The following is a 21,818-nucleotide window of genomic DNA, read 5'->3' as shown; positions in this document are numbered from 1 at the left end:
ATTGCGCGAATTGGACGTGGTCGACCATTGGTCGCGGTTGCCTAGATCGCGACGTTGACGTTGGCGATACACCGAGCTGGAGCACCGTACAGACACGGCAGTGCGTGCCATGGGCTCTGCCAGGCAAGCCACGCCTGAGCCCATGCGTTGCCGTACCAGAGCTGATGCCGGGGCATCATGTCGTGTTGAGCTTTGACACTTGAGCCACCGCGCTTGAGGTCCCAGTACGCCACACCGTCAATCGGCGGCGCAATGGACACCAAGGGATTTTTCGCAGTCACAAACTGCCCTACGACTGCTCGCGTCTCCCCCGCCTGCACCACCGACCCAATTCCGGAGATATGTTCCGTCGCCGATTCCGTTTCGATACATGACGTTATCAGCGGGCTGCACTTGTATTTGTGAGTCGTGCCCATCTCGCGGTAGTTGAGGATTTTCGCGCCTGAGCCGAAGTGCACCTCCGACATGTTCCACGCGCGATTGGATCCCCACAGGTCCCACCAATCTCGATGATCTCCCCCGAACGCTGTGGCTGGCCTCCCAAGGTCGCCCGAAGGCAGCGGGAATGGTACGTAACGTTCGGGGATGTCCTGCGTGTAGAAGACGCGCATGATCGCCATGTCGTCTCCCGGACCTCTTGTTTGGCTCTTTGCTTCGGTATGCGCGCGCGCCGCGTTCTTGTCGCCTTCGAAGAAGGCATCATCTGCCTCGGCGACTATCGCCTTCGCCGAATCGTTCACTACGTCGGCGACTTCCGCCTGCTCTGTGACGCGCGCGTTCTCTGCAGCAGCTCCCAACGCCATGTCAGCGACGGTCAAACCAGGAAGCGGCACAGTCGCCAGCGCCTGTGGAGACATCCGAGCAGCGAAGTCCGGCCATTTCAGAAGAGGAATGCTAATTCCAGAGCCGGACCCGCTTGCGACCTGCGAACGATCCCCGCCACAGCTATGACTGGTCGTAGCGAGCGTCTCGACTTGATACACCCACTGTTTAGTCATGTCTTGTGGAGCCGTGGTGAAAGCGGCTTCGCACGTTATCGCGATGATTTCAGCCGTCGAAGGATTCCCGGTCGGGTTCATCGGATCGTCAGCGAAGATGTCGATGGCATAACGTGTGAGCATCCGGGGCACCTTGCTTCCGCCGAGCCAGTTGAGGTGGTGCCTTCCTCCGTCTCGGACGGTCGCGACAAGCGCAGAAGCTCGGTCTTCCTCTTCTTGATACTGATTGATGCGGGTCGGCATACTGTCAACTTCTTTGCCCGCAGCGTCGAAGGCGGCGATAGCTGTAACTGTTCCCGGCAGGCCCGGAACAGTTAGCGTCGTGGACGACGAGGTAGCAACCGTTTCACCGTTGATCGTCAGCGCCTTGTAGGTCACTGCACCGGGTCTCGGCAAGAGCTCGTACGTGTATGTTGTCGCCTCGAGGCGCACATCCTTTACTGTCCACTGGGGTGCAGAATCACGGGTCAGTGCCGTTCCGGCGATGACTCGGTCCAACTGCGTGTCAGTAACGTCGACACCAGCCAACACGACCGAACTCAGCTCGGATGCCCAAGCGGACGCATATTGTTGCGCTGCGCCCTGGTTCGAGGCGACTCCGGTCGCGCCCGCGGGGGCGAACGCCGCTCCCAAGCGCTTGGCAGCGAGTTCCGCGATTGCTCTAGCGCCAGGCTGATCGATCGGCGCCGTCCAGAGTGAACTGCCGCGCGCACCCTCTCGGACATAGTCGAGCGCGACGTTGAGGCTTGCCTTCGTAGCATCCGCAGGGCTCGTCAGCGCGTAGAGCTCTTTGTCGAGCGCAGGCAACAGATGGATCGGAAGTGTGGCCTCATCACCCACAATCGTGATGAGGTAGTCGCCCCGCGATGCAAAGAAGTCGCGAATCTCCGTTTCGGACTCGTCGCCTGACAGGACCACGTAAATGGAACCGGCGAGAATCGCCAGCGATGAGCCGAGCTGGACAGAGTTGGCAACAGCAGTTGAACCGACCACTAGGCTACGGCGAGGCAAGGCGCCGGCCGCCTGCGTTGTCCGCTTGAAGGGTGTCGTGCCCGAAACATGGAGAGAGATCGCGCTCGCCCCCAGCCCAGCCTTGAACACGTCCGAGAACACGCCATACAGCACAATGTCGGTCACTCCGAGTCGCGACAGCTGCGCGCGCGTTCCTGCCGTTTCGACCATCGAGTCTGCAATGACAAGTGCGGCACCCGACGTCTCCGCGATGGGCGCTGCCTCGGCGATCAGCTGAGCGTCGTTTGCCACGACAACTGCTTTGCTCACACCGTTCGGATAGGTGCGCGCTGCAAGGTCTCGCGCAAGGCTCGCGGTACCCGAGGCAGAAACGAGCGAGCGAGCGTCGTTCAGGTTGGACGCGAGCGCTGAATCAATCGAGTACCGAATCGGGACAGACGATCTGCGACCGGTCTCGATCTGTGTTGCGGAGGCAATGTACGGCCCGTCACCAAGCGCTACGGCCGAGCGTACGGCCCACGTACCATCGCCGAGAACCTCCGTCGCGGCGAGCGTGCGGCCACTGTTGCCGCGGATCTCGATGCTTGCACCAGGAACGCCCGCGCCGGCAAAGACAGGGGAACTCGTGGAAACCACAGAGTCGAGCGCGGGCTCCAAGATATGGAGCGTCGTCGGTAAGACAACTTCGTACCGAATCGGCGCGGAAGTCAGAATGCCTCCCAGCGCGTGCCTTGCCGTAGCGACATATTTACCAACGTCGAGAGACAGCGTGGAACTCGCTACCCAGTCACCTTGCTCGTCCACAACGGCCCAGGCGTAGACTCGACCGCTGTTTCCCGCAACTTCCACGGTCGCTCCCGGCTCGCCCCGGCCCCCGAACGAAGGGATCGGCGTCTCGATCGTCTCGTCGAGCGCGGGCTTGGCCACCGAAAAGCCTGAACGCGAATCGGGGTTCACCGTCGCCATGGCGACCGCATCGGGGTGCGCAGACGGCGACGCTGAGGCGGGTACGGACGCCACTATCACGGCCGAAATCAGTCCAAAAGTGAACGCAAAAATCGGTATGCGATGACGCACTCTGGACCTCCCACAGTCGATAAGGACTGGTCGATCTTATCGAAATTTCAACCGCTATGGTTCTAGATCCAATATTTTTTACAGGGTTCTTGCCGCGCGCGCCCCGCGCCGCTCCTCGTGCGACGCATCCCGCCACAGCTTCGACGGCCACCAGATCGCCCGGCCGATGTCGTACGCCGCCGCCGGCACCAGCAGCGAGCGCACGATCACCGTGTCGAGCAGCACACCGAAGGCGACGATGAACGCGATCTGCACCAGGAACAGGATCGGGATGACGCCGAGCGCGGCGAACGTCGCGGCGAGCACGACACCGGCTGAGGTGATGACGCTGCCCGTCACGCCGAGACCCCGCAGGATGCCCGGCCTCGTGCCGATGCGCATGGATTCCTCCCGCACCCGCGTCATTAGGAAGATGTTGTAGTCGACGCCCAGCGCCACCAGGAAGACGAACCCGAACAGCGGGACCGACGCGTCCGCCCCCGGGAAACGGAAGAGGTGGTTGAAGACGAGCGCCGAGACCCCGAGAGCCGCCGCGTATGACAGCACCACACTCGCGATGAGCAGCAGCGGCGCGAGGATCGAGCGGAGCAGCAGCATCAGGATCACCAGGATCACCGCCAGCACGATCGGGATGATCTTGATCAGGTCGCTCTGCGCGGTGTCGTTGGTGTCGAGGGCGATGGCGGTCACGCCGCCGACCAGCACCGACGGGTCGGTCTTCGGGAGGGTCTCGCGGAGGTCGCGAACCGTCTGCTCCGCCGCGGCGGAGTCGGCCTCCGACGAGAGGGTCGCGTTGATGAGGACGCGGCCGTCCTTGACGATCGGTTCCGGCGCCTCCGTCGTCGGCGCCTGCGTCGTGGGCGATTGGCCGGTGGATGATGGACGAGTGTTCCCGGTGTAGATGGTCGCCGTCGCGATGCCGTCCGTTCCCTTGACAGCGGCGAGCACCGCATCCGCGTCGCTCTCCTTCGCGACGACGAGGACCGGGCTGCCGGAGCCGGCGTCGAAGTGCTTCGCCACGATCTTCTGGCCGTCGACCGCGTCCGACTGTGTGAGCACCACGTCGGTCTGCTGCACCCCGTTCGCCTTGAGCTGCGTCACCCCGGCCGCGCACGCCACGAGCAGCACGAGCGCCACCACCCAGGTGACCCGCGGTCGCCGCGCGATGAGCGTGCCGACCCTGCGCCAGAGGCCGCCGATGCCTTCGAGCCCCGCGATGCGCACACCGTCGGCGTGCTTGTGCTCGACAGCCCGCTCGCCGACGAACTTCGGGCGGAACGGCCAGAACGCCGCACGGCCGAACACCACGAGCAGCATCGGCAGCAGAGTGAGCGCGGACAGGAGCGAGAACACGATGCCGATGGCCGCGATGGGCCCGAGGCTCTTGTTCGAGTTGAGGTCGGAGAACAGCAGGCACAGCAGCGCCAGGATCACCGTCGCGCCGGAGGCGGCGATCGGCTCCCAGGCGGCGCGCCAGGCGCGCCCGATGGCCGCCCACCTGGACTCGACGTGTTCGAGCGATTCCCGGTAGCGGGCGACGAGCAGCAGCGAGTAGTCGGTGGCAGCGCCGATCACCAGGATCGACAGGATGCCCTGGCTCTGTCCGCTCAGCTTGATCCAGCCCCACAGTGCGAACAGGTAGACGACGAGGATCGCCGCGCACAGGGCGAAGATCGAGGTGAACAGCACGAGGAACGGCAGCACGAGAGACCGGTAGACGAGCAGGAGGATCACGAAGACGGCGCCGACGGCCACCAGCAGCAGGATGCCGTCGATTCCGCCGAACGCGTTGACCAGGTCGGCGGTGAGCCCGGCCGGACCTGTCACCCAGCCCTGCGTGCCGTCCGGCAGGTTGTCCGCGACGACGGTTCGAAGGTCGGCGACGACCGTCTTGACGTTGTCGGAGTCGGTGATCGGGACGATGAACTCGACGGCCTTGCCGTCCTCCGACGGGATCGGTCCCGCGACGCTGGTCTGCGCATCCCCCTCCGGCTGCTGCACACCGTCGACCTCGCCGAGCTTCACGCCGAGCGCGGCATAGTCAGGGAGCGCCGACGACGGGATGCTCGTGTCCGACTGCACGACGACGATCGCGGGGATCGCGTTCGAGTCGGTGAACGTCTTCTGCCAGTCCTGCACCTCGGTGGACTCGGCGCTGGCGGGCAAAAAGGCGGCCTGGCCGTTCTCGGAGACGGAAGAGAGCTTCCCGAAGGTCGGTCCGCCCACGCCCGCAGCGATCAGCCAGATCACGATGACCACGGCGGGAAGCACGATCCGCAGCCAGCGGGCCGGAGTCCAGTCGGATCGGGTCTTCATGTGCGCCTCCGAGATTAGCTAGCCAAGTTAGTAATCAGCTTAGCGTGCATAACGTGGACCGCGCCAGCGCGGACCGCCTCGTCAACGACCGAGGCCGTGCCACCCATGGTGGCACGGCCTCGAGTTCCGGTCTCGGCTCAGCGAAGCGTGACGACGACCTTGCCGCCCTCCAGTCCGACCTTCATCCCGTAGGAGGTCAGCTCGGCGGTGATGTCCTCCGTCGCCGGATTGCCGCGGTAATCCGGACCGCTGGCGACGGCCGACATCGCACCGCCGTCGACCGAGAACTCGTAGTAGTCGCTCGTGTCGGCAGCGGAGACGACCGGGTACTCGGCGACCGTGACCACGACGGCGGCCTCGCTCGAACGAACGGTGATCGGAAAGCCGAGATTCAGCCCGCAGTCCTCGATCTCGGAGAACACGGTCTTCGCCGCGCACGCGTCGATCTGGGCGTTGAGCTCCTTCTGGACCGCGGCGACGTACTTCTCGCTTGGCACGAGTTCGAGCTTCTTGATCGGACGGTAGTCGCGCGACACCAACATCTTCGTGTCGCCGGACAGCTCGAAGAACTCGTTCGGCGGCAGCAACGTGTAGACGCCGGGGTAGGCGACGCGGCCTCTGTCGCTCGCATCCAGCGCACTGTTGACGCCCGCGATTCGGAAGGCATCGACGTCGTACGGAAGCGTCGGGACCTGGTACTCGAGCCCCTGCGCCACGAACCACCCGTCTTCGTCGCGCTCGACCTCCAGCCAGCCCGTGAAGCCCTTGCCGTCGAGCTTGTAGGCCACCTCGACCCTGGTGAGCTCTGACGAAGCGCCCTCGACGAACCTCTTCACGTTCGGGGCACTGATGCGCGTGGCCTTCGACAGCACGGCATTCGAGAGAAGCACGTTGTTCTCGTCCGCGGTGTCGACGCGCCCGAGCGCGTTGGCGGCCTTGGCGTCGCCTTTCGCGATGGCGGCGAGGTACTGCTGCGCAACGTCCTTGGCGCCGCCCGTGCCACCGGCCGCGTTCACGAGCAGGACGACGGTGACGATGGCTCCGATCGCGAGCACCAGGAAGGCGGCGGCGGCGGCGATGATCCAGACGAGGACCTTCTTGGACTTCGCCGAAACACCGACCTGGGCGGCACTGACAGCGGCGGCACCAACCGGGGCGGCACCAACCGGGGCGGCACCAACCGGGGCGGCACCGACAGGCAGCGCCGGGTACGGCGCCGGAGCGGGCTGCGGCGGCACGTCGCCCGCATTCGCCGCGTGCGCCTCGTTCTCACCGGCCGGAGCAGCCCCGGTCGGTGTTTCGGCGGAGTCGTTCATGTTCCCTCAATCTTTTGGACAGCAGCGTACACACTACTCCAAAAGCATCAAGGATTTGAAATACAATCAGCCTGCTACGACAAGCTCCGCCCCTGCGTGCGCCAGCTCTGCCAGTGCCGCCTCCGAGGACTCAGGTGCGACGCCCGCGACCAGGTCGGTGAGCACGCGGACCCGCTGGCCGTGACCGAGCGCATCCAGTGCCGACGCGCGCACGCAGTAGTCGGTGGCGATGCCGACCACGTCGATCTGGTCGATGCCGTGCTCGTCGAGCAGGTTGTGCACGCTCGAACCGGCTTCGGTGTGGCCCTCGAAGATCGAGTACGCGGGTACGCCCTGGCCCTTGCGGATGTGGAAGGTCACCGCGGAGGTGTCGAGGGCGGGATGGTAGTCGGCGCCGGTCGTGCCCGCGACACAGTGGCGCGGCCAGGTGCTCACGAAGTCGGGGGCCGCATCCGTGGCGAAGTGGCCGCCGTTGTCGTTGTCCGCGTCGTGCCAGTCGCGACTCGCGAAGACCTCCGAGTACTCACCGGCGTGGGCGGCGAGGTAGCGGCTGATGCCGGCGGCGACCGCCGCCCCTCCCTCGACTCCGAGCGCTCCGCCCTCGGTGAAGTCGTTCTGCACGTCGATGATGAACAGGGCCTTGCCCATGGTCGCCTCCGTCACTGGTTGGAGAGTCCGTCACTGGTTGGAGAGATTGCCGCCGCACTTGTAGAAGCCGGTGACGAGCGTGTCGATCGCCTGCTTGGCATTGTCTCCCACGTTTCCGAGAGCGAACACGGCAAACGTCAGCGGGGTGCCGTCCGCAGCGTTCACGATGCCGGACAGGGTGTACCCGTTATCGATCCAGCCCGTCTTCGCGAGCACCGCTCCGCGGGCTGCCGCGTTCGCTCCGGTGAAGCGGCTGTAACCCGGCCCGAGGGTCCCGGACTGACCGGCGACGGGCAGTCCGTCGTAGACGACGCCGAGGCCGTTCTGCTTGTTGAGCACCTTGATGAAGAGCTGCGTGAGATAGGACGGCGGCACGGCGTTGTCCGCGCTCAGGCCAGAGCCGTCTGCGATGTGGATGCCCGCGGTGTCGATCCCGTATGGCTTCAGCGCGGCGAGCACACCGGCGTTCTCCGCATCGAAGGTGTTGCCTGCGCCGGTCTTGATCGCGACCAGCCTGGCGAGCTCCTCCATGATCGTGTTGTCGGAGACGCGCATCGCCTGGTCGATCAGCGTGGTGACCGGCTGCGACTGCACCGCCGCGATCTGCTGCGCACCGGCGGGGGCCGTGCCGGCGGTCACGGGGACGTTGGTGCCGAGGTATTGCTGGAAGTACTGCACGGCGCGCCCGACAGGGTCTGTGCTGCGCGGCGACTCGACGGCGGTCGGGTCGTCGCGGTCGCCGTCGACCTGCAGAGCGGTGATGTACGACGTCGAGCCCTCGACGACGCGCTCCTCCTGCTCGTCCCAGCTCGGCTGCCAGACCGGGCCCCCGAACAGCGAGGTGTCCGTGACGATCGACGTGATCGGCTGGCCGCCCATCGCCTGGGTCACCTGGTTGGCGAGATCCTGAATCTTCGGAGCGCCGGTGTAGAACGAGGCCTGGCCGTCCGGGAGACGCGACAGTGTCACATCCCCACCGCCCACGATCACGATCTGGCCGGGCACGCTGCCCTTCACGACAGTGGTCGACACCCGGTAGTCGGGGCCGAGCACCTGCAGGGCGGCGGCAGAGGTGAGGGTCTTGAGCACGCTCGCGGTGGGGCCCGGCTTGCCGCCGTTGCGGTCGAAGAGGACCTCGCCGGTGCGTGCATCCACCACCTGGGCTTCAAGGTTGCCGAGTCGGCCGTCCTGTGACAGTCCGGCGACCGAGCAGGTGCGCACCCGGGCGGCGGCGGGCTGGTTGGCAGGGACGGGACGCACGGGGTCTGCGGTCTTGGTGGGCGTGGGCGTCGGCGTCGGGCTGGCGCTGTGGGTCGGAGCTGCTGCGGCTTCGGCCGGCGTGCCGACGGTCGCACCGAGTGCGACCGAGCCGGCGCCGAGGATGACGAACGCCGCGGAGGCGCCCGCGATGATCCACGCCTTCGGGTGCTTCCTGATGGCGGACAACACTCCGCCGAGCCCTGCGCCGAGCGCCGCACCGGCACCGGCTGCGGCACCTGCGCGCGCTCCGTTGCGTTCCTCCGACCGGCGCGCTGCGCGGGTCGACGAGGTGACGGGCTCGCTCGTGTCGAGGGAGTCCGTCCGGGGGACGATGGTGGCGGGGGTGGTGGTCGAGTCCGGCTCAGAGCCGTTCGACATGCCAGTATCGGGCGTGTCCGATTCGCGCATCCGGGTATATTACCTGCGTTTTCTGGGAGCGCGAACGGGCTAGCTCGTCGCATCCCGGATCGGCGCATCCTGCGCTCCCTGCACCGGCCGCGCAGGAGGCCTGGCCATGATCGCCCTGCCGACCCTCTGCGACAGCAGCATCGACGGACGTTCGATCACGCGGTGGAAGCCTTCCGCCGCGACCAGGATCACCGGAACCGCGGCGAGCGCGACGAACAGCCAGGGCACCCACGCATCCGCCCCGGTGAGCAGCGCGGCGGCCACCAGGATCGGCTCGTGGATGAGGTAGATGCTGAACGAGCGCGTGCCTGCCCACTGCACGGGCCTGGTCTCCAATGCCCGCCGTGCCGGCGATTCCAGAGCGACGACCACCACCCCTGCGACTCCGACGAGGCTCACCGCGGCGAGCGCCGCCGCGACGGGCGTGTATGTGGGGCCCGTCGGCACCAGGCTCGGTGCGATCAGCAGCAGCAACGCGCCGGCGATCCACGGCCACCAGCTCCGGATGCGCGTGGCGAGGTCTGCGATCGTGTCCCGTCGTGTCGCGATGATCATCCCGATGCCGAACACGGGCAGGTACTGCAGCATCCCACCGGTCAGCCACGCCTGCGGCAGTGCGTCGATCACGGCGGGGAAGCGCGAGATCGCCGACACGGCGATGAGGAGCGCGATGCCGCCGAGCCACCAGTCGTGCACGCGGGCGACCCTGAGCAGCAGATACATGACAGGCAGGAGCAGAGAGAACCACACCTCCCAGGTCAGCGACCAGAGCGGGCTGTCCAGGTTCGACGTGCCGAGCACCAGCACGAGGTCGTGCCAGACGGCGGAGAAGGTCGGAGCCACGTGTGTTGCCAGCCAGCTACTGCCTGACGACGGGTCGCGCGGGACGGCGACGGCGAGCAGGAGGGCGAACGCCACCGCTCCCCAAACAGGGATGTAGAGCCGGAGGATACGTCTCGCGTAGTACGCCAGGATGCTGCGAGGGCTCTGCCGGTGGGTGAGCAGCGGGAGGGTGAGGACGAACCCGGACAGCACGAAGAAGATCAGCACGGCCTCGTGCCCCGGCATGACCAGGCGCAACGGCGTGCGGAACAGCCACCACTCCGGCGTCAGCGGCGCGGGATCCTCCTTCTCGATGTAGAGCACGGAGACAGCGGGCACAACGAGCAGTGCGTGGTACAGCACCACGGACAGCGCCGCCACGCCCCGCAGCCCGTCGAGCGATCGGTAGCGGCGCCCGTGCGCCCCGGCCGACCCGTTGCGATCAGGGCTCTCCCCCGTCGTCGTCTCGTGCATTCTGCGCGCCCTCCCCACCCGCCTGTGTCCGTGCCCGTGCCCGTGCCCGTGCCGTCACCGTTACGGCACGACGGACACCAGGTAGTTGTCGAACTTCGCGCGCACCGGCGTGAGCGTCGCCGCGCCGGACAGGTACGTGCGCAGTCCGACGGACCCGGAGGCCTGGAGGGCGGCCGTCGCATCGGTCACGCTCGCCTGCCACGCGGCCGGTTCGGTCTGGATGGCCGGCCACAGCTTGGCCCGCACGGTGGTCGGCGATGTTCCGAACACCTGCACGCGCAGGGTGAGCTGCTGCCCGGCCGTGTACGTGAGGCCGCTGACGGACACCGCCTGGAGCGTGTTCCCGCCCTGCAGCAATTGCACCTGCACGGCCCCGCTCCCGCTGATCCACGCGCGGCCCTCGTAGCCGACGGACCCCACCTGCCGTCCGATGGCCGAGACGAAGGTCCCGCCGCCGGACGACGCGACGTCAGTGGTGAACGTCACCGCGGTGTCCGTGCGGTTCGACGACACAGCGTTCAGGGTCTCCGTCCGTGTGATACCGGCCGGATCGACCATCTGTCCCGTGCCAGAGGCGACCGAGTACGCGGTCGCGTCACCAGCGCTCGTCCACGTGCCGCCTACCTCTGCGGCGCCCCAGCCGTTCGCGACCGAGCGTTCGAACGCATCCCTGGCCAGTGTGGTGCTCGCGGTGGCCGTCACCGTGACCGGCTTCGAGGTGGTGGCCTGGCCCCCGCGGTTGTCGGTGACCTTCAGCGTGATCGTGTACGTGCCGGCTGCGGCATATGTGTGCCCTGCTGTCGCGCCGGTCGCCGTTCCTCCGTCGCCGAACGTCCACGCCCAGGCGGCGACCGAGCCGTCCGGATCACTGGATGCGCTCCCGTCGACGGACACGGACAGCCCGTCCGGTGTCGCCACGAACGAGGCGACCGGGTTCTGGTTCGCTCCCCCGCCCACGATGGTGACGGTGTTGCCCGCGCGGTTGATCTGGTTGCCGTCCGGGTCGGTCACATACAGGGTGTACGTGTGCTGGCTGCCCCCGGCGAGGCCGGTGTCCGTGAAGCTCATGGCCGGACGGTTCCAGAAAGTGGAGAGCTGGTTGGTCTGGTAGACCGGGCTGGCGGTGTTGCCGTCGCGGACCAGCCTGTAGTTCAGGTTGGTGTTGTCCTGGTCGTAGGTCGACGTCCAGGTGATCTTGGCCTGCCCGGCTGCCGGCGAGGTCGCGTTCGGCGCCAGCGCGGTGTTGTTGTTCGGTCCGACGTTGCTGCGCACGACGCTGTCGAAGGCGAAGCGGGTGAGGCCGTACTGCGCGACGCCGTTCACGAACGGGAACTCACCGCCGACGACGAGATACTGGCTGTTGCCCGCCAGGCTCCACGCGGCCTGCCCCTGGCCGGTGAACGACCCTGTCACGTAGTCGGGGAACCAGTTGAGCTGCGACGGGGACGGCTGGCCAGCGAAGTTGAAGTAGCTGCGGTTGCCGTCGTTCGTGAGCGCGCCCGTCCGTGCTTTCGAGAACGCGATGGAGTGGTGGAAGGTGCGCGGGTTGGTCTCGGGGTAGCCGCCGACGTTCCGGCAGTCGTGCGGGTGGCCCACCGCGTACAAAGCGTCGCCGAGCGGGTAGACGTTGTACGTGTCGCCGTGGCAGTCCTCCAGCCAGATCAGCGCTCCGGTGTTGGCGTCAGCGGCGAAGCTGCCCTCCAGGTTGCCACCCGATCCGAACACGTAGCCGGCGCCGTAGATCCTGTCGGAGGTGGCGACGAGGGTGGTGATGCCCGCCTGGGTGCCCGCATCCCGCACCACGGAGTTGGCGGGGAACGGCAGGTTCGCGCCTGTCGCGCCATTCAGCATGGCGAGGCCGTAGTGGGAGCTGCCGTTCATGTTCTGGAAGCGGCCGCCCGCGTACACCTTGGTGCCGTCCGGGCTGACAGCGAGCGCATCCACGACGTAGTCCGCGCTCGCGGCGAACGTCGTCATCAGTGCCCCGTTGGATGCGTTGATCTCGGCGATATAGCCGCGCCCTGCTCCGTTGACGCTCGAGAAGGTTCCGCCGGCGTAGACAGCCGTGTTCGTCGCGGCGAGCGCCCGCACCTGGCTCTCCATGATCGGCCGGAACGAGCTGACGATCTGTCCGGTGGCGGTGCTGATGGCGACGATGCGGTAGTAGTTGCCCCCGCCCGCTGTGGTGAAATCGCCCCCGACGTACACGCGGGAGCCGTCCGGTGTGGCGGCGATCGCCAGCGCCTGGGCATTCAGCGGAACGTTGAAGGTGGAGATGAGGGCGCCGGTGGTGACGTTGTACGCGAGCAGATTGCTGCGCGGCGTCGTGTTGGACCCGGCCGGCGCCCCGGCTGGACGTGCCGTGGTGAACTTGCCCGCCACGTAGACCGTGTTCCCGACGACCACCTGCGCCCACGCGACACCATCGATCTGCGTGGTGGGCAGCGCCTGCGCACTGACCGTCGGCGGCGTGGCCGGGTCGGCGGGATTCGGCGGCATGGTGTCGGCGCTGGCCGGGCCGGCGATGGCCAGCCCTCCGAAGACGAGACCGATGGCCGTCGCGATGGACGCGGCGACGCCGACTCCGCGGGACGTGGATGTGCGGAACAAGCTCATGACAACCTCGACAGGCGAGTTGGCACCTGGTGGGTGCAGGATGCGCCCCTGCGGCTCTGCGGTTCCGAGTTCGGGTTCCCGGTTGCGGATGCTGTGCGTCACAGGCCCAGGGCGCGTGTGGAGTTTCGGGTTCGCGCTGCGGCATCGCTCCCGCACACGGCGGTCACGGCGTCCGTCCACGAGTCCGGCTGACAACAGTCCTGCCGAACCTGAATGATTCTCAACTTCTGACCAGGGTACGCCTGAGACAGCGCAGTCGACCCCGTGCTGGCACGGATTTCTTGCATTCCGGAGATCGAAAAAGCCCCGTCCGGGGACGGGGCAGATGGAGCCGCCCAAGGGAATCGAACCCTTGACCTTCTCATTACGAGTGAGATGCTCTGCCGACTGAGCTAGGGCGGCGTGGGTCTCGCCCGAGGGCGTTACGCACAGTCAGATAGCTTACCCGATGTTCGAGGGTGCTACTGACCATCTGAGATTGCGGCTCACCGCACCTGGGTGCCGAGCGCCTGGAGTTGAGCGAACGAACTGCGGAGGCGGTCGGCGAGCGGCTCGACGCCTCCGTGGTCCGCCCAGCACGACCACGCGTGGCGCATCCCGGCGAAGGAGACGTATGTGACAAGCCTGGCGCGCTGGTGGAGGGTCTCCTGGTCGGAGGCGAGCGCGGGGTCGTCGTGGGCGAGACGGCGCTGCACGATGGCGCTCAGGGCGTCCTCGAACTGGTGCATACTCGCCATCCGCTGAGCGAACAGCTCCGGGTTGTCTTTGAGGAGGGCGCGACGCAGGGTGTGGAGTTCGTGGACGCTGCGCGTCGCATCCACTGCTCCCCCGTGGTCGTCGCCGGTCAGCTCGACCGTGTCGATCGCGGCGATGAGCAGTTCGCTGATGCCGTCGAGGATGGGTTCCTCCGGCCCGGCGTCGATGAAGCGTTCGATGCGCTCTTCGTCCGGCAGTTCCGGCAGTTCGCCGATGATGGCGGACTCTTTGGACGGGAAGTAGTTGAAGAACGTGCGCGGTGACACGTTCGCCGCGTGACTGATCTCGTCGATCGTCACCCGGTCGAAGCCGCGCTCGCTGGCGAGTTCGAGCGCCGCCAGTTGGATCGCGCGCCTGGTCGCGAGACGCTTGCGCTCCCGCAGCCCGAGTTCTTCCTGCACCATGCTCATTCGACGATTATTTCATTGTCTGCAAAATTGCACCACTCCGTCGAACCGGAATGGGCAGGCCAATCTCAGCAGGTTTTGCCCGCCTCCGGGATGGTGCCCTTCACGAGGAAGTCGTCGACCGCGCCGTTCACGCACGAGTTGGACTTGTTGTACGCGGTGTGGCCCTCACCCTTGTAGGTGAGCAGGTGGCCGTTCTCCAGCTCGCCGGCCAGGTTCTTCGCCCAGACATAGGGCGTCGCCGGGTCGTTCGTCGTGCCGACGACCAGGATGGGGGCTGAGCCCTTCGCGGCGATCGGACCGCGTTCGACCGAGGACGTGTATGGCCAGTTCGCGCATCCGATGTCGCCGTACGACATGTACGGGCCGATCACGGGAGCGTCCTTCGCCAGCTCTGCGGCCTGCGCGCGCATCGTGGCCGGGTCCGCGTCGTACGTGTAGTCCAGGCAGTTGATCGCCATGAACGCTTCCGTCGAGTTGTCGCCGTACGTGCCGTCGCTCTGCCGGTTGTTGTACGCGTCGGCGAGGGTGAAGGCAGTGGATGCGCTCCCCTTCATCACCGAGGTGAACATGTCGGTCAGGTACGACCAGGCCGTTGCGTCGTAGAGGGGGTAGATGATGGCGGTGACCAGCGTGTTCGCGCCGAGTTCCCGGCCGTCCGAGTTGCGGATGGGGCTCTGCTCGACAGAGGCGAGCAGGTCGCTGATGGTCTTCATCGCGTCGTCGACCGACCCGCTGAACGGGCAGCCCTTCTGGGCGAGGCAGTCCTTGAGGTATGCGCGGAGCGCGCTCTCGAAGCCCTCCGCCTGCACCTTCGTCACGTCGAAGTTGCTTGCGGCGGGGTCGAGCGCGCCGTCGAGGACCAGGCGGCCGGTCTTGCCGGGGTAGAGGTCGGCGTAGACCGCACCGAGGTACGTGCCGTACGAGTAGCCGAGGTAGTTGAGCTTCTTGTCACCGAGGACCGCACGCAGCAGGTCGAGGTCGCGCGCCGCACTGACCGTGTCGACGTGTTCGAGCAGCGCTCCGGTGTTCGTGGCGCACGCAGAGCCGAAGTCCTTGGAGACGATGGTGTTCTCGGCGATCCACGCATCGGAGCCGCGTGTGCCGGGCGTGATGTCGTAGAGGTAGCCGTCCATCTGCTTGGCGTCGTAGCATTTCACCGCCGTGGAGTGGCCGACCCCGCGAGGGTCGAATCCGACCACGTCGAAGTGCTGCTGCAGGGTGCTGTCCGTCGCGTAGTCGACGGAGTCCCGCACGAAGTCGTATCCGGACCCGCCAGGACCGCCGGGGTTGACCAGGAGCGAGCCCTGCTTGGTGCCCTTGGCCGTCTGCCGGATGAGCGCAAGCTCGATCTCACCGGACGACGGGTTCTTCCAGTCGAGGGGCGCCTTCGCGGTGGCGCACTGCTTGCCGGATGCGCAGCTCTGCCACTTGAGCACCTGGCTGTAGAACGGCTGCAGGTCGGCGGCCACCTGCTCGGCGACGGGGGTGGAGGTCTGCGCGGTCTTGGGCGGGATGAACCAGGTGACGCATCCGGTGAGCGTCAGAGCCACGATCGCCGCGACCGCGACGAGTGCGGTGCGCGCGCTTCGGCGCCCTCCTCGTCGGGAGCCGGTGGTGCGCGTTGCGGAACGACCGCGCGCGTCGGAGTGGCCGTGGCGGGTGGTCACTGGTCGTTCCCCTTTCGAGCGGCACCGCCGCGCAGGATGGTGGTGAGCATGGCCTCGATCGCCAGCGCGGGAGCGACGTTCCCGTCGATCCGCTGACGGGCGGTGGCGATCGCGTCCATCGCCGCGAGCGTAGCTGCGGGAGTCGTGTGAGTGCTGAGAGCATCGAGGCTGTCCTGCAGCTCCAGGTTCACGAGCTCGCTCGCGCTGCCGAGCTGCAGCATCATCACGTCGCGATAGAGCGACAGCAGATCGACCAGGATGCGGTCGATCCCGTCGCGGAGGCTGCGGGTCGCTCGCCGCTTCTGGTCTTCCTCGAGCTGGCGCAACTGGGAGCGGAGCGCGGGCGGGATGGAGCCGCCTGGTTCAACGCCGAGCGAGCGCAGGGCGTGCTCGCGCTCTTCCGCGTCCCGTTCCTCTGTGATGGCCTTCGCGTCGGCCCCTGCGATCTCGAGCAGGCTGGCGGCGGTGAGCACGGCGTCCGACACCGACCGCATCCGCAGCACCAACTGCAGCGTCTCTTCGCGCCTGCGCCTGGCCTCGTCGTTGGTGGCGAGCCGGTGGGCCATGCCGATGTGGCTCTGCGCGTGCCTGGCCGCGCGCTCGGCCGTCGCAGGGTCGACGCCGTCGCGGCGCTCGATCAGGGCGGCGACGTCGGAGACGGACGGGACACGCAGCCGCACGGTGCGGACACGAGAGCGGATGGTCGGGATGAGGTCGGCGTCGCTCGGAGCGCAGAGGATCCAGACGGTGCGCTCCGGTGGCTCCTCGAGCGCTTTGAGGAGCACGTTGGAGGTGCGCTCGCTCATCCGGTCGGCGTCTTCGATGATCATCACGCGGTACCGGCCGACCGACGGGGAGAACTGCGAGCTGGCGACGAGCGTGCGCACCTCCTCGATGGAGATGATGACGCGCTCAGTGCTGAGCACGGCCAGGTCGGGGTGGGTGCGCGCCTCCACCTGCCGTTGCGTGGCGAGGTCGCCCTCCGGCGTGCCAGGGCTGAGCAGGGCGGTGGCGAAGGCGAACGCGAGGTTGGACCGACCGGAGCCAGGCGGGCCGGTGATGAGCCACGAGTGCGTCATGCTGCGGCCTGTGGCCGACCCTGCCGGAGTGACGGCTGCGGTGGATGCGGCGGATGCGGCGCCAGTGGATGTGGCCACGGTGGATGCAGCCCCAGTGGATGCGCTTGGCGCCGATCCACCGGCTGCTGCTGCCTTGAAGATGGCGATGGCGTCGTCCTGACCCGTCAGGTCATCCCACACTGCCATGCCTCCCAGGCTAGCGGTCACCACCGACACCGCCGAATGCGCTGCGGGGGCGTGCTGCCGACGTCGCTTCCCGATCAGACATACGGTTCGAGGCGCGCGCGGATGTCCGCAGCGATCTCGTCGATGGGGCGCGACGCATCCACCACCAGGAATCGTTCCGGCTCCGCCTCGGCCAGCCCGAGGTATGCGGCGCGCACGCGGGCGTGGAAGTCCGACTTCTCGGCTTCCAGCCTGTCGTAGCGGGTGCGCGAGGTGTCGAGCCGTGCCCGCGCGGCGCTCTCGTCGAGGTCGAGGAGGATGGTCAGGTCGGGCAGGAGGCCCTGAGCAGCCCAGAGCGACAGGTCGCGGATCTCCACGGGGTCGAGCACCCGCCCGGCTCCCTGGTATGCGACAGACGAGTCGAGGTAGCGGTCCTGAAGGACGACCTCGCCGCGCTCCAGAGCCGGACGCACGAACGTCTCGATGTGATGCGCACGATCGGCCGCGTACAGCAGCGCCTCCGCTCTGGCTGCGATGTCGCCGCGGTGGTGCAGGACGATTTCGCGGATCTCGACGCCGACCTCGGTTCCGCCTGGCTCACGGGTGCGCACGACCGTGCGACCCCGCTCCGCCAACCACTCCTCGATCAGTTTCGCCTGCGTGGACTTGCCCGTCCCGTCGCCGCCCTCGATCGTGATGAAGAGCCCGCGGCGTTCCGGATTCGTGTCGTCCGCGCTCACTCCGACGCCGTCTTCGAGGCCGCCGCCTTGCGCGTGGTGGTGGTTTTGGCCGCGGTCGTCTTCGCCGCAGTGGTCTTCGCCGCCGTCGTCTTGGCTGCCGTCGTCTTGGCTGCCGTCGTCTTGGCTGCCGTCGCCTTAGCCGCCGTCGTCTTGGCTGCCGTCGTCTTGGCTGCCGTCGTCTTGGCCGGCGCCTTCTTCGCTGGTGCCTTCTTCGCTGGCGCCTTCTTGGCCGGGGCTTTCTTCGCCGGTCCCTTGGCGCGCTTGTCCGCGAGCAGTTGCACGGCGCGCTCGAAGTCGACTTCCTCGACCGTCTCGCCGCGCGGGATGGTCGCGTTGGTCTCCCCGTCGGTCACGTACGGGCCGAACCGGCCGTCCTTGACCTTGATCGGCTTGCCGCTGACCGGGTCGGCGTCGAACTCTTTGAGCGCGCTCGACGCGCGGCGGTTGCCGTACTTCGGCTGCGCGAACAGTTCGAGGGCTCCCGCCAGGTCCATCGCGAAGATGTCGTCCTCGCTCGGGAGCGAGCGGGTGTCCGTGCCCTTCTTCAGGTACGGGCCGTATCGCCCGTTCTGCGCCTGGATCTCCTCGCCGCTCTCCGGGTCGAGTCCGACCGTGCGCGGTAGGTCGAGCAGTTGCAGCGCGGTGCCGAGGTCGAGCGACGCGAGGTCCATCGACTTGAACAGGGATGCGGTGCGCGGCTTGACGGCCGCGGCCTTCTTCGTCGTCTTCTTGGCGGGAGCGGCGACCACTTCTCCTGTCGCCTGGTCGACGGTCTCAGCCGCAGGCTCCTCCGGGTCGACCTCGGTGACGTACGGCCCGAATCGGCCGTCCTTCGCCACGATGTTCTTGCCGTTCTCCGGGTTGACGCCGAGGATCCGGTCGGTGAGCACCGGCGCATCGATGAGCTCGTGCGCCTTGGCGGGCGTGAGCTCGTCCGGCGCGAGCTCCGGCGGGATGTTGACCCTGCGCGGTGTAGCACCTTCTGCCGCACCCTCTTCGGCGACTTCGAGATACGGGCCGTACTTGCCGATGCGCAGCGTCACGTCGTCGTCGATGGCGATCGAGTTGATGCTGCGCGCGTCGATCTCGCCGAGGTTGTCGATGACACGGCGCAGACCCGTGTGCTTGTCGCTGCCGAAGTAGAAGCTGTTGAGCCAGTCGACGCGCTCCGCCTCGCCGTCGGCGATGCGGTCGAGATCGTCTTCCATCTCGGCCGTGAAGTCGTACTGCACCAGGTCGCCGAAGTAGTCCTCGAGCAGCCGGACGACGGAGAACGCCACCCAGCTCGGAACCAGCGCCTGCCCGCGCGGCGTGACATAGCCGCGATCGACGATCGTGGAGATGATGCTCGCGAACGTCGACGGCCGTCCGATGCCGAGCTCTTCGAGCGCCTTGACGAGGCTGGCCTCCGTGTAGCGCGGCGGAGGGGTCGTCTCGTGACCGTCAGCTTCGACGTCTTCGACGCTCAGCCCCTGACCGGGCTGCAGCGGCGGCAGTTTCGCGTCAGCGGCGTCCGACGAGTTGCGCTCCTCGTCTTTGCTCTCCTCGTATGCGTTGAGGAAGCCGCGGAACGTGATGACCGTGCCGCTCGCGGTGAACTCGCCGACCGTGCCGGCGTGCTCGCCTTCTGTGACCTTTGTCTCGACGGTCACGGACGCCGTCTGCCCCTTGGCGTCGGCCATCTGCGATGCGACCGTGCGCTTCCAGATGAGGTCGTACAGCCGGAACTCGTTGCCGCGCAGCACCTTCTCGAGTTCGGACGGCGTGCGGAAGACCTCACCGGAAGGGCGGATCGCCTCGTGCGCCTCCTGGGCGTTCTTGCTCTTCGACGCGTAGGTGCGCGGCTTGTCCGGCACCGTCTCCGGCCCGTACAGCTTCGCGGCCTGTGTGCGGGCGGCGTTGGTGGCCTGCTGCGAGAGCGACGCGGAGTCGGTTCGCATATAGGTGATGTAGCCGCTCTCATAGAGGGACTGCGCGACGCTCATCGTCTGCTTGGCGGAGAACCGCAGCTTGCGCGCGGCCTCCTGCTGCATCGTCGACGTGGTGAACGGGGCCGCCGGGCGCCGCGAGTACGGCTTGGAGTCGACCTTGCCGACCGTCACCACGGTGCTCGGCCGGGAGATCGCGGCGGCGAGGGTGGTCGCCGTCTCCTCGTCGAGGGTGCGAGCGGACGACGTCAGCTTTCCGTGGTCGTCGAAGTCGCGCCCGGTGGCAACGCGCTCTCCGGACAGTCTGGCGAGCCTGGCCTCGAAGCCGTTGGCGTCCTCCGGGGTGAACCGCGCCGTCAGCCCCCAGTACGACGCGGGGACGAACGCAAGCCGCTCGCGCTCCCTGTCGACCACGAGGCGCGTCGCGGCCGACTGCACGCGACCGGCCGACAGGCCTGGGCCGACCTTGCGCCACAGCACCGGCGACACTTCGTAGCCGTACAGCCGGTCCAGGATGCGCCTGGTCTCCTGGGCGTCGACCAGTGCGGTGTCGATCTCCCTGGTGTTGTCGCGCGCCTTCTCGATGGCTTCCTTGGTGATCTCGTGGAACACCATGCGCTTGACGGGGACCTTCGGCTGCAGCACCTCGATGAGGTGCCACGCGATGGCCTCTCCTTCGCGGTCTTCATCCGTTGCAAGGAGGAGTTCGTCGGCGTTCTTGAGTGCGCGCTTGAGGTCGGCGACCGTCTTCTTCTTCTGGTCGGAGACCACGTAGTAGGGCTCGAAGCCCTTCTCGACGTCGACCGAGAACTTGCCGAGCGACCCCTTCTTGAGCTCGGGCGGCAGGTTCTTGGGCTCGATGAGGTCGCGGATGTGTCCGACGGATGCCATCACTTCGTAGCCGTCGCCCAGATACTGGGCGATCGACTTCACCTTGTTCGGTGACTCGACGATGACGAGTTTCTTCGTGTCAGACACCTGACTCCTCTTATATGTACGCACTGTTCTGCAACAGCGAGACGTTCGTAGCGCGCTCCCCCGGCGCCGCACCCCTGCGGCGAGCGTGGGCCTCACGGCCCCGACAGGCAAACCATACACACCTGAGCCGCTTGTCTGCCTAATCGTTGGATCTTCGTTCGCCGAGGGCGCAGACCTTGCGGTCGCCGGGGGCGGGAGGAAAATGAGGGCATGGCTATCACTTCAACGACGACGTATACCGCCAAACTGACCGACGGACCTCTCGAGGGCAAGACCATCGCAACCGAATACCTCGAGACGGGCGAACCACGCCCGCGTCTCGAGATCCCTTCCTCCACCGGAGGCAAGCGCTACCTCTATATCCGCTCCTCCGCGATCGAGTTCGCGTCCGACGACGCCCTCGACCGCCGCCCCAGCGCGGTGGAGTACCGCTATCTGGAGGCGATCTTCGACTGACCGGCTACAACTGACCGGCTTCGACCGACCGGCTTCAAGTGACCGGCTTCGACTGTTCACCGCGTTCCCGGCGGACCTGCGCGCGCTGAGGCGCGCGCAGGCAGCCCGAGGTAGGTGACAGTGGCGCGCACGACGGCGACGACACCGTCCAGCTCGCACGAGTCCAGTCGGGCCTCATTCGCCGACGCGACCCGCTCCGCCTCCTGACAGGGAACGCCCGGTCGCAATCCCGAGGCGGCATCCGCCGCCGCGAGCGCTGCCCCGTCCGCGGCAGCGGCAGCCACGCGCCGTGCCCCGTACGCACCCGCCAGCCCGACGGCCGCAGCGGTGACGCAGACCAGCACCCCGATCATCGCCACAGCGAGAACCCCGGCTGCGCCGCGTTCACACCGGGTGCTCGCGCTCAGCCGTCGTCGTACGCTTCGTCCAGCGCGCACACCCTGGCGGACACGGTCACCCCCAGCACACCGAGCCCCGCCGTCGGGGTGAAGCCAGGCGGGTTCATGCCCGTCGCGTTCACACACACCATTCCTCCTTCTCTCTCGACGGTCAGTTCCGCTTCGGTCGTGCGAGCGACGCGAGCCGGATCGTCGCCGCGGGCGAGCATCCGCGCTGACTGGGCTGCCGCATCCACGAGTCGCGCCCGCTGCGTCGCCACCTGCACGGCACCCAGGCACAGGGCGAGGCAGGCGAGCACGGCGGGGAGCGCCACCGCGAACTCGGCGGTCACGC

At 67.2% G+C, this 21,818-nt stretch carries 15 protein-coding genes and 1 tRNA gene; 1 reads left to right on the top strand and 15 read right to left on the bottom strand.

The genetic code is table 11. The features are described from left to right. Positions 1–41: 41 nt before the first annotated feature. From ACYVGI_RS16225 to topA, 13 genes are all read right to left on the bottom strand, one after another. Positions 42–2,936 carry an Ig-like domain-containing protein gene (locus ACYVGI_RS16225; protein WP_460633625.1) on the bottom strand — a complete coding sequence of 965 codons (2,895 nt, stop codon included), beginning with the start codon at positions 2,934–2,936 and terminating at the stop codon, positions 42–44. 189 nt (positions 2,937–3,125) lie between these two features. Then, on the bottom strand, positions 3,126–5,363 hold the full coding sequence (locus ACYVGI_RS16220) for an MMPL family transporter (RefSeq protein ID WP_460633624.1): 2,238 nt from the start codon (positions 5,361–5,363) through the stop codon (positions 3,126–3,128). Positions 5,364–5,500: 137 nt separating this feature from the next. After that, positions 5,501–6,679, bottom strand: a complete 1,179-nt coding sequence (locus ACYVGI_RS16215) for a hypothetical protein (RefSeq protein ID WP_460633623.1) — start codon at positions 6,677–6,679, stop codon at positions 5,501–5,503. Between the two features lie 66 nt (positions 6,680–6,745). Then, entirely contained in the window at positions 6,746–7,327 is a 582-nt protein-coding gene (locus ACYVGI_RS16210) for an isochorismatase family protein (protein ID WP_460633811.1), read from the bottom strand. A gap of 30 nt (positions 7,328–7,357) precedes the next feature. Further along, positions 7,358–8,995, bottom strand: a complete 1,638-nt coding sequence (gene dacB / locus ACYVGI_RS16205; protein WP_460633622.1) for a D-alanyl-D-alanine carboxypeptidase/D-alanyl-D-alanine endopeptidase — start codon at positions 8,993–8,995, stop codon at positions 7,358–7,360. Positions 8,996–9,034: 39 nt separating this feature from the next. Beyond that, complete coding sequence (locus tag ACYVGI_RS16200; RefSeq protein WP_460633621.1) at positions 9,035–10,291, bottom strand: acyltransferase family protein; 1,257 nt, start codon at positions 10,289–10,291, stop codon at positions 9,035–9,037. Between the two features lie 60 nt (positions 10,292–10,351). Continuing rightward, a complete protein-coding gene (locus ACYVGI_RS16195) occupies positions 10,352–12,907 on the bottom strand; it encodes a PKD domain-containing protein (RefSeq protein WP_460633620.1) in 2,556 nt (851 codons plus the stop codon). A 326-nt stretch (positions 12,908–13,233) separates the two neighbouring features. Beyond that, positions 13,234–13,309, bottom strand: a tRNA-Thr gene (locus ACYVGI_RS16190). An 83-nt stretch (positions 13,310–13,392) separates the two neighbouring features. Beyond that, entirely contained in the window at positions 13,393–14,073 is a 681-nt protein-coding gene (locus tag ACYVGI_RS16185) for a TetR family transcriptional regulator (protein ID WP_460633619.1), read from the bottom strand. A 65-nt stretch (positions 14,074–14,138) separates the two neighbouring features. After that, the gene (locus tag ACYVGI_RS16180; RefSeq protein WP_460633618.1) at positions 14,139–15,740 is read right to left on the bottom strand and encodes an alpha/beta hydrolase; all 1,602 of its coding nucleotides are present in this window, start codon (positions 15,738–15,740) and stop codon (positions 14,139–14,141) included. Continuing rightward, on the bottom strand, positions 15,737–17,005 hold the full coding sequence (locus tag ACYVGI_RS16175; RefSeq protein WP_460633617.1) for a DNA polymerase III subunit delta': 1,269 nt from the start codon (positions 17,003–17,005) through the stop codon (positions 15,737–15,739). The genes ACYVGI_RS16180 and ACYVGI_RS16175 overlap by 4 nt, the downstream gene beginning before the upstream one ends. A 74-nt stretch (positions 17,006–17,079) precedes the next feature. Next, positions 17,080–17,724, bottom strand: a complete 645-nt coding sequence (gene tmk, locus ACYVGI_RS16170) for a dTMP kinase (RefSeq protein WP_460633616.1) — start codon at positions 17,722–17,724, stop codon at positions 17,080–17,082. Beyond that, on the bottom strand, positions 17,721–20,630 hold the full coding sequence (gene topA / locus ACYVGI_RS16165; protein ID WP_460633615.1) for a type I DNA topoisomerase: 2,910 nt from the start codon (positions 20,628–20,630) through the stop codon (positions 17,721–17,723). Before topA ends, tmk begins: the two co-directional genes overlap by 4 nt. 210 nt (positions 20,631–20,840) lie before the next feature. On the opposite strand from topA, the gene ACYVGI_RS16160 reads away from it, so the two are divergent. After that, complete coding sequence (locus tag ACYVGI_RS16160) at positions 20,841–21,086, top strand: hypothetical protein (protein WP_460633614.1); 246 nt, start codon at positions 20,841–20,843, stop codon at positions 21,084–21,086. A gap of 56 nt (positions 21,087–21,142) precedes the next feature. Here ACYVGI_RS16160 and ACYVGI_RS16155 read toward each other — a convergent pair whose 3' ends face one another. Then, positions 21,143–21,523 (bottom strand): Rv3654c family TadE-like protein, encoded by a 381-nt coding sequence (locus ACYVGI_RS16155; RefSeq protein WP_460633613.1) that lies wholly within the window; start codon positions 21,521–21,523, stop codon positions 21,143–21,145. Then, on the bottom strand, positions 21,490–21,816 hold the full coding sequence (locus tag ACYVGI_RS16150) for a TadE family type IV pilus minor pilin (RefSeq protein ID WP_460633612.1): 327 nt from the start codon (positions 21,814–21,816) through the stop codon (positions 21,490–21,492). Before ACYVGI_RS16150 ends, ACYVGI_RS16155 begins: the two co-directional genes overlap by 34 nt. Positions 21,817–21,818: the final 2 nt, after the last annotated feature.

It is taken from the genome of Leifsonia lichenia (assembly GCF_054780215.1).
The sequence above is the reverse complement of the archived record's forward strand: the minus strand, read 5'-3'. Positions and strand labels throughout refer to the sequence as shown.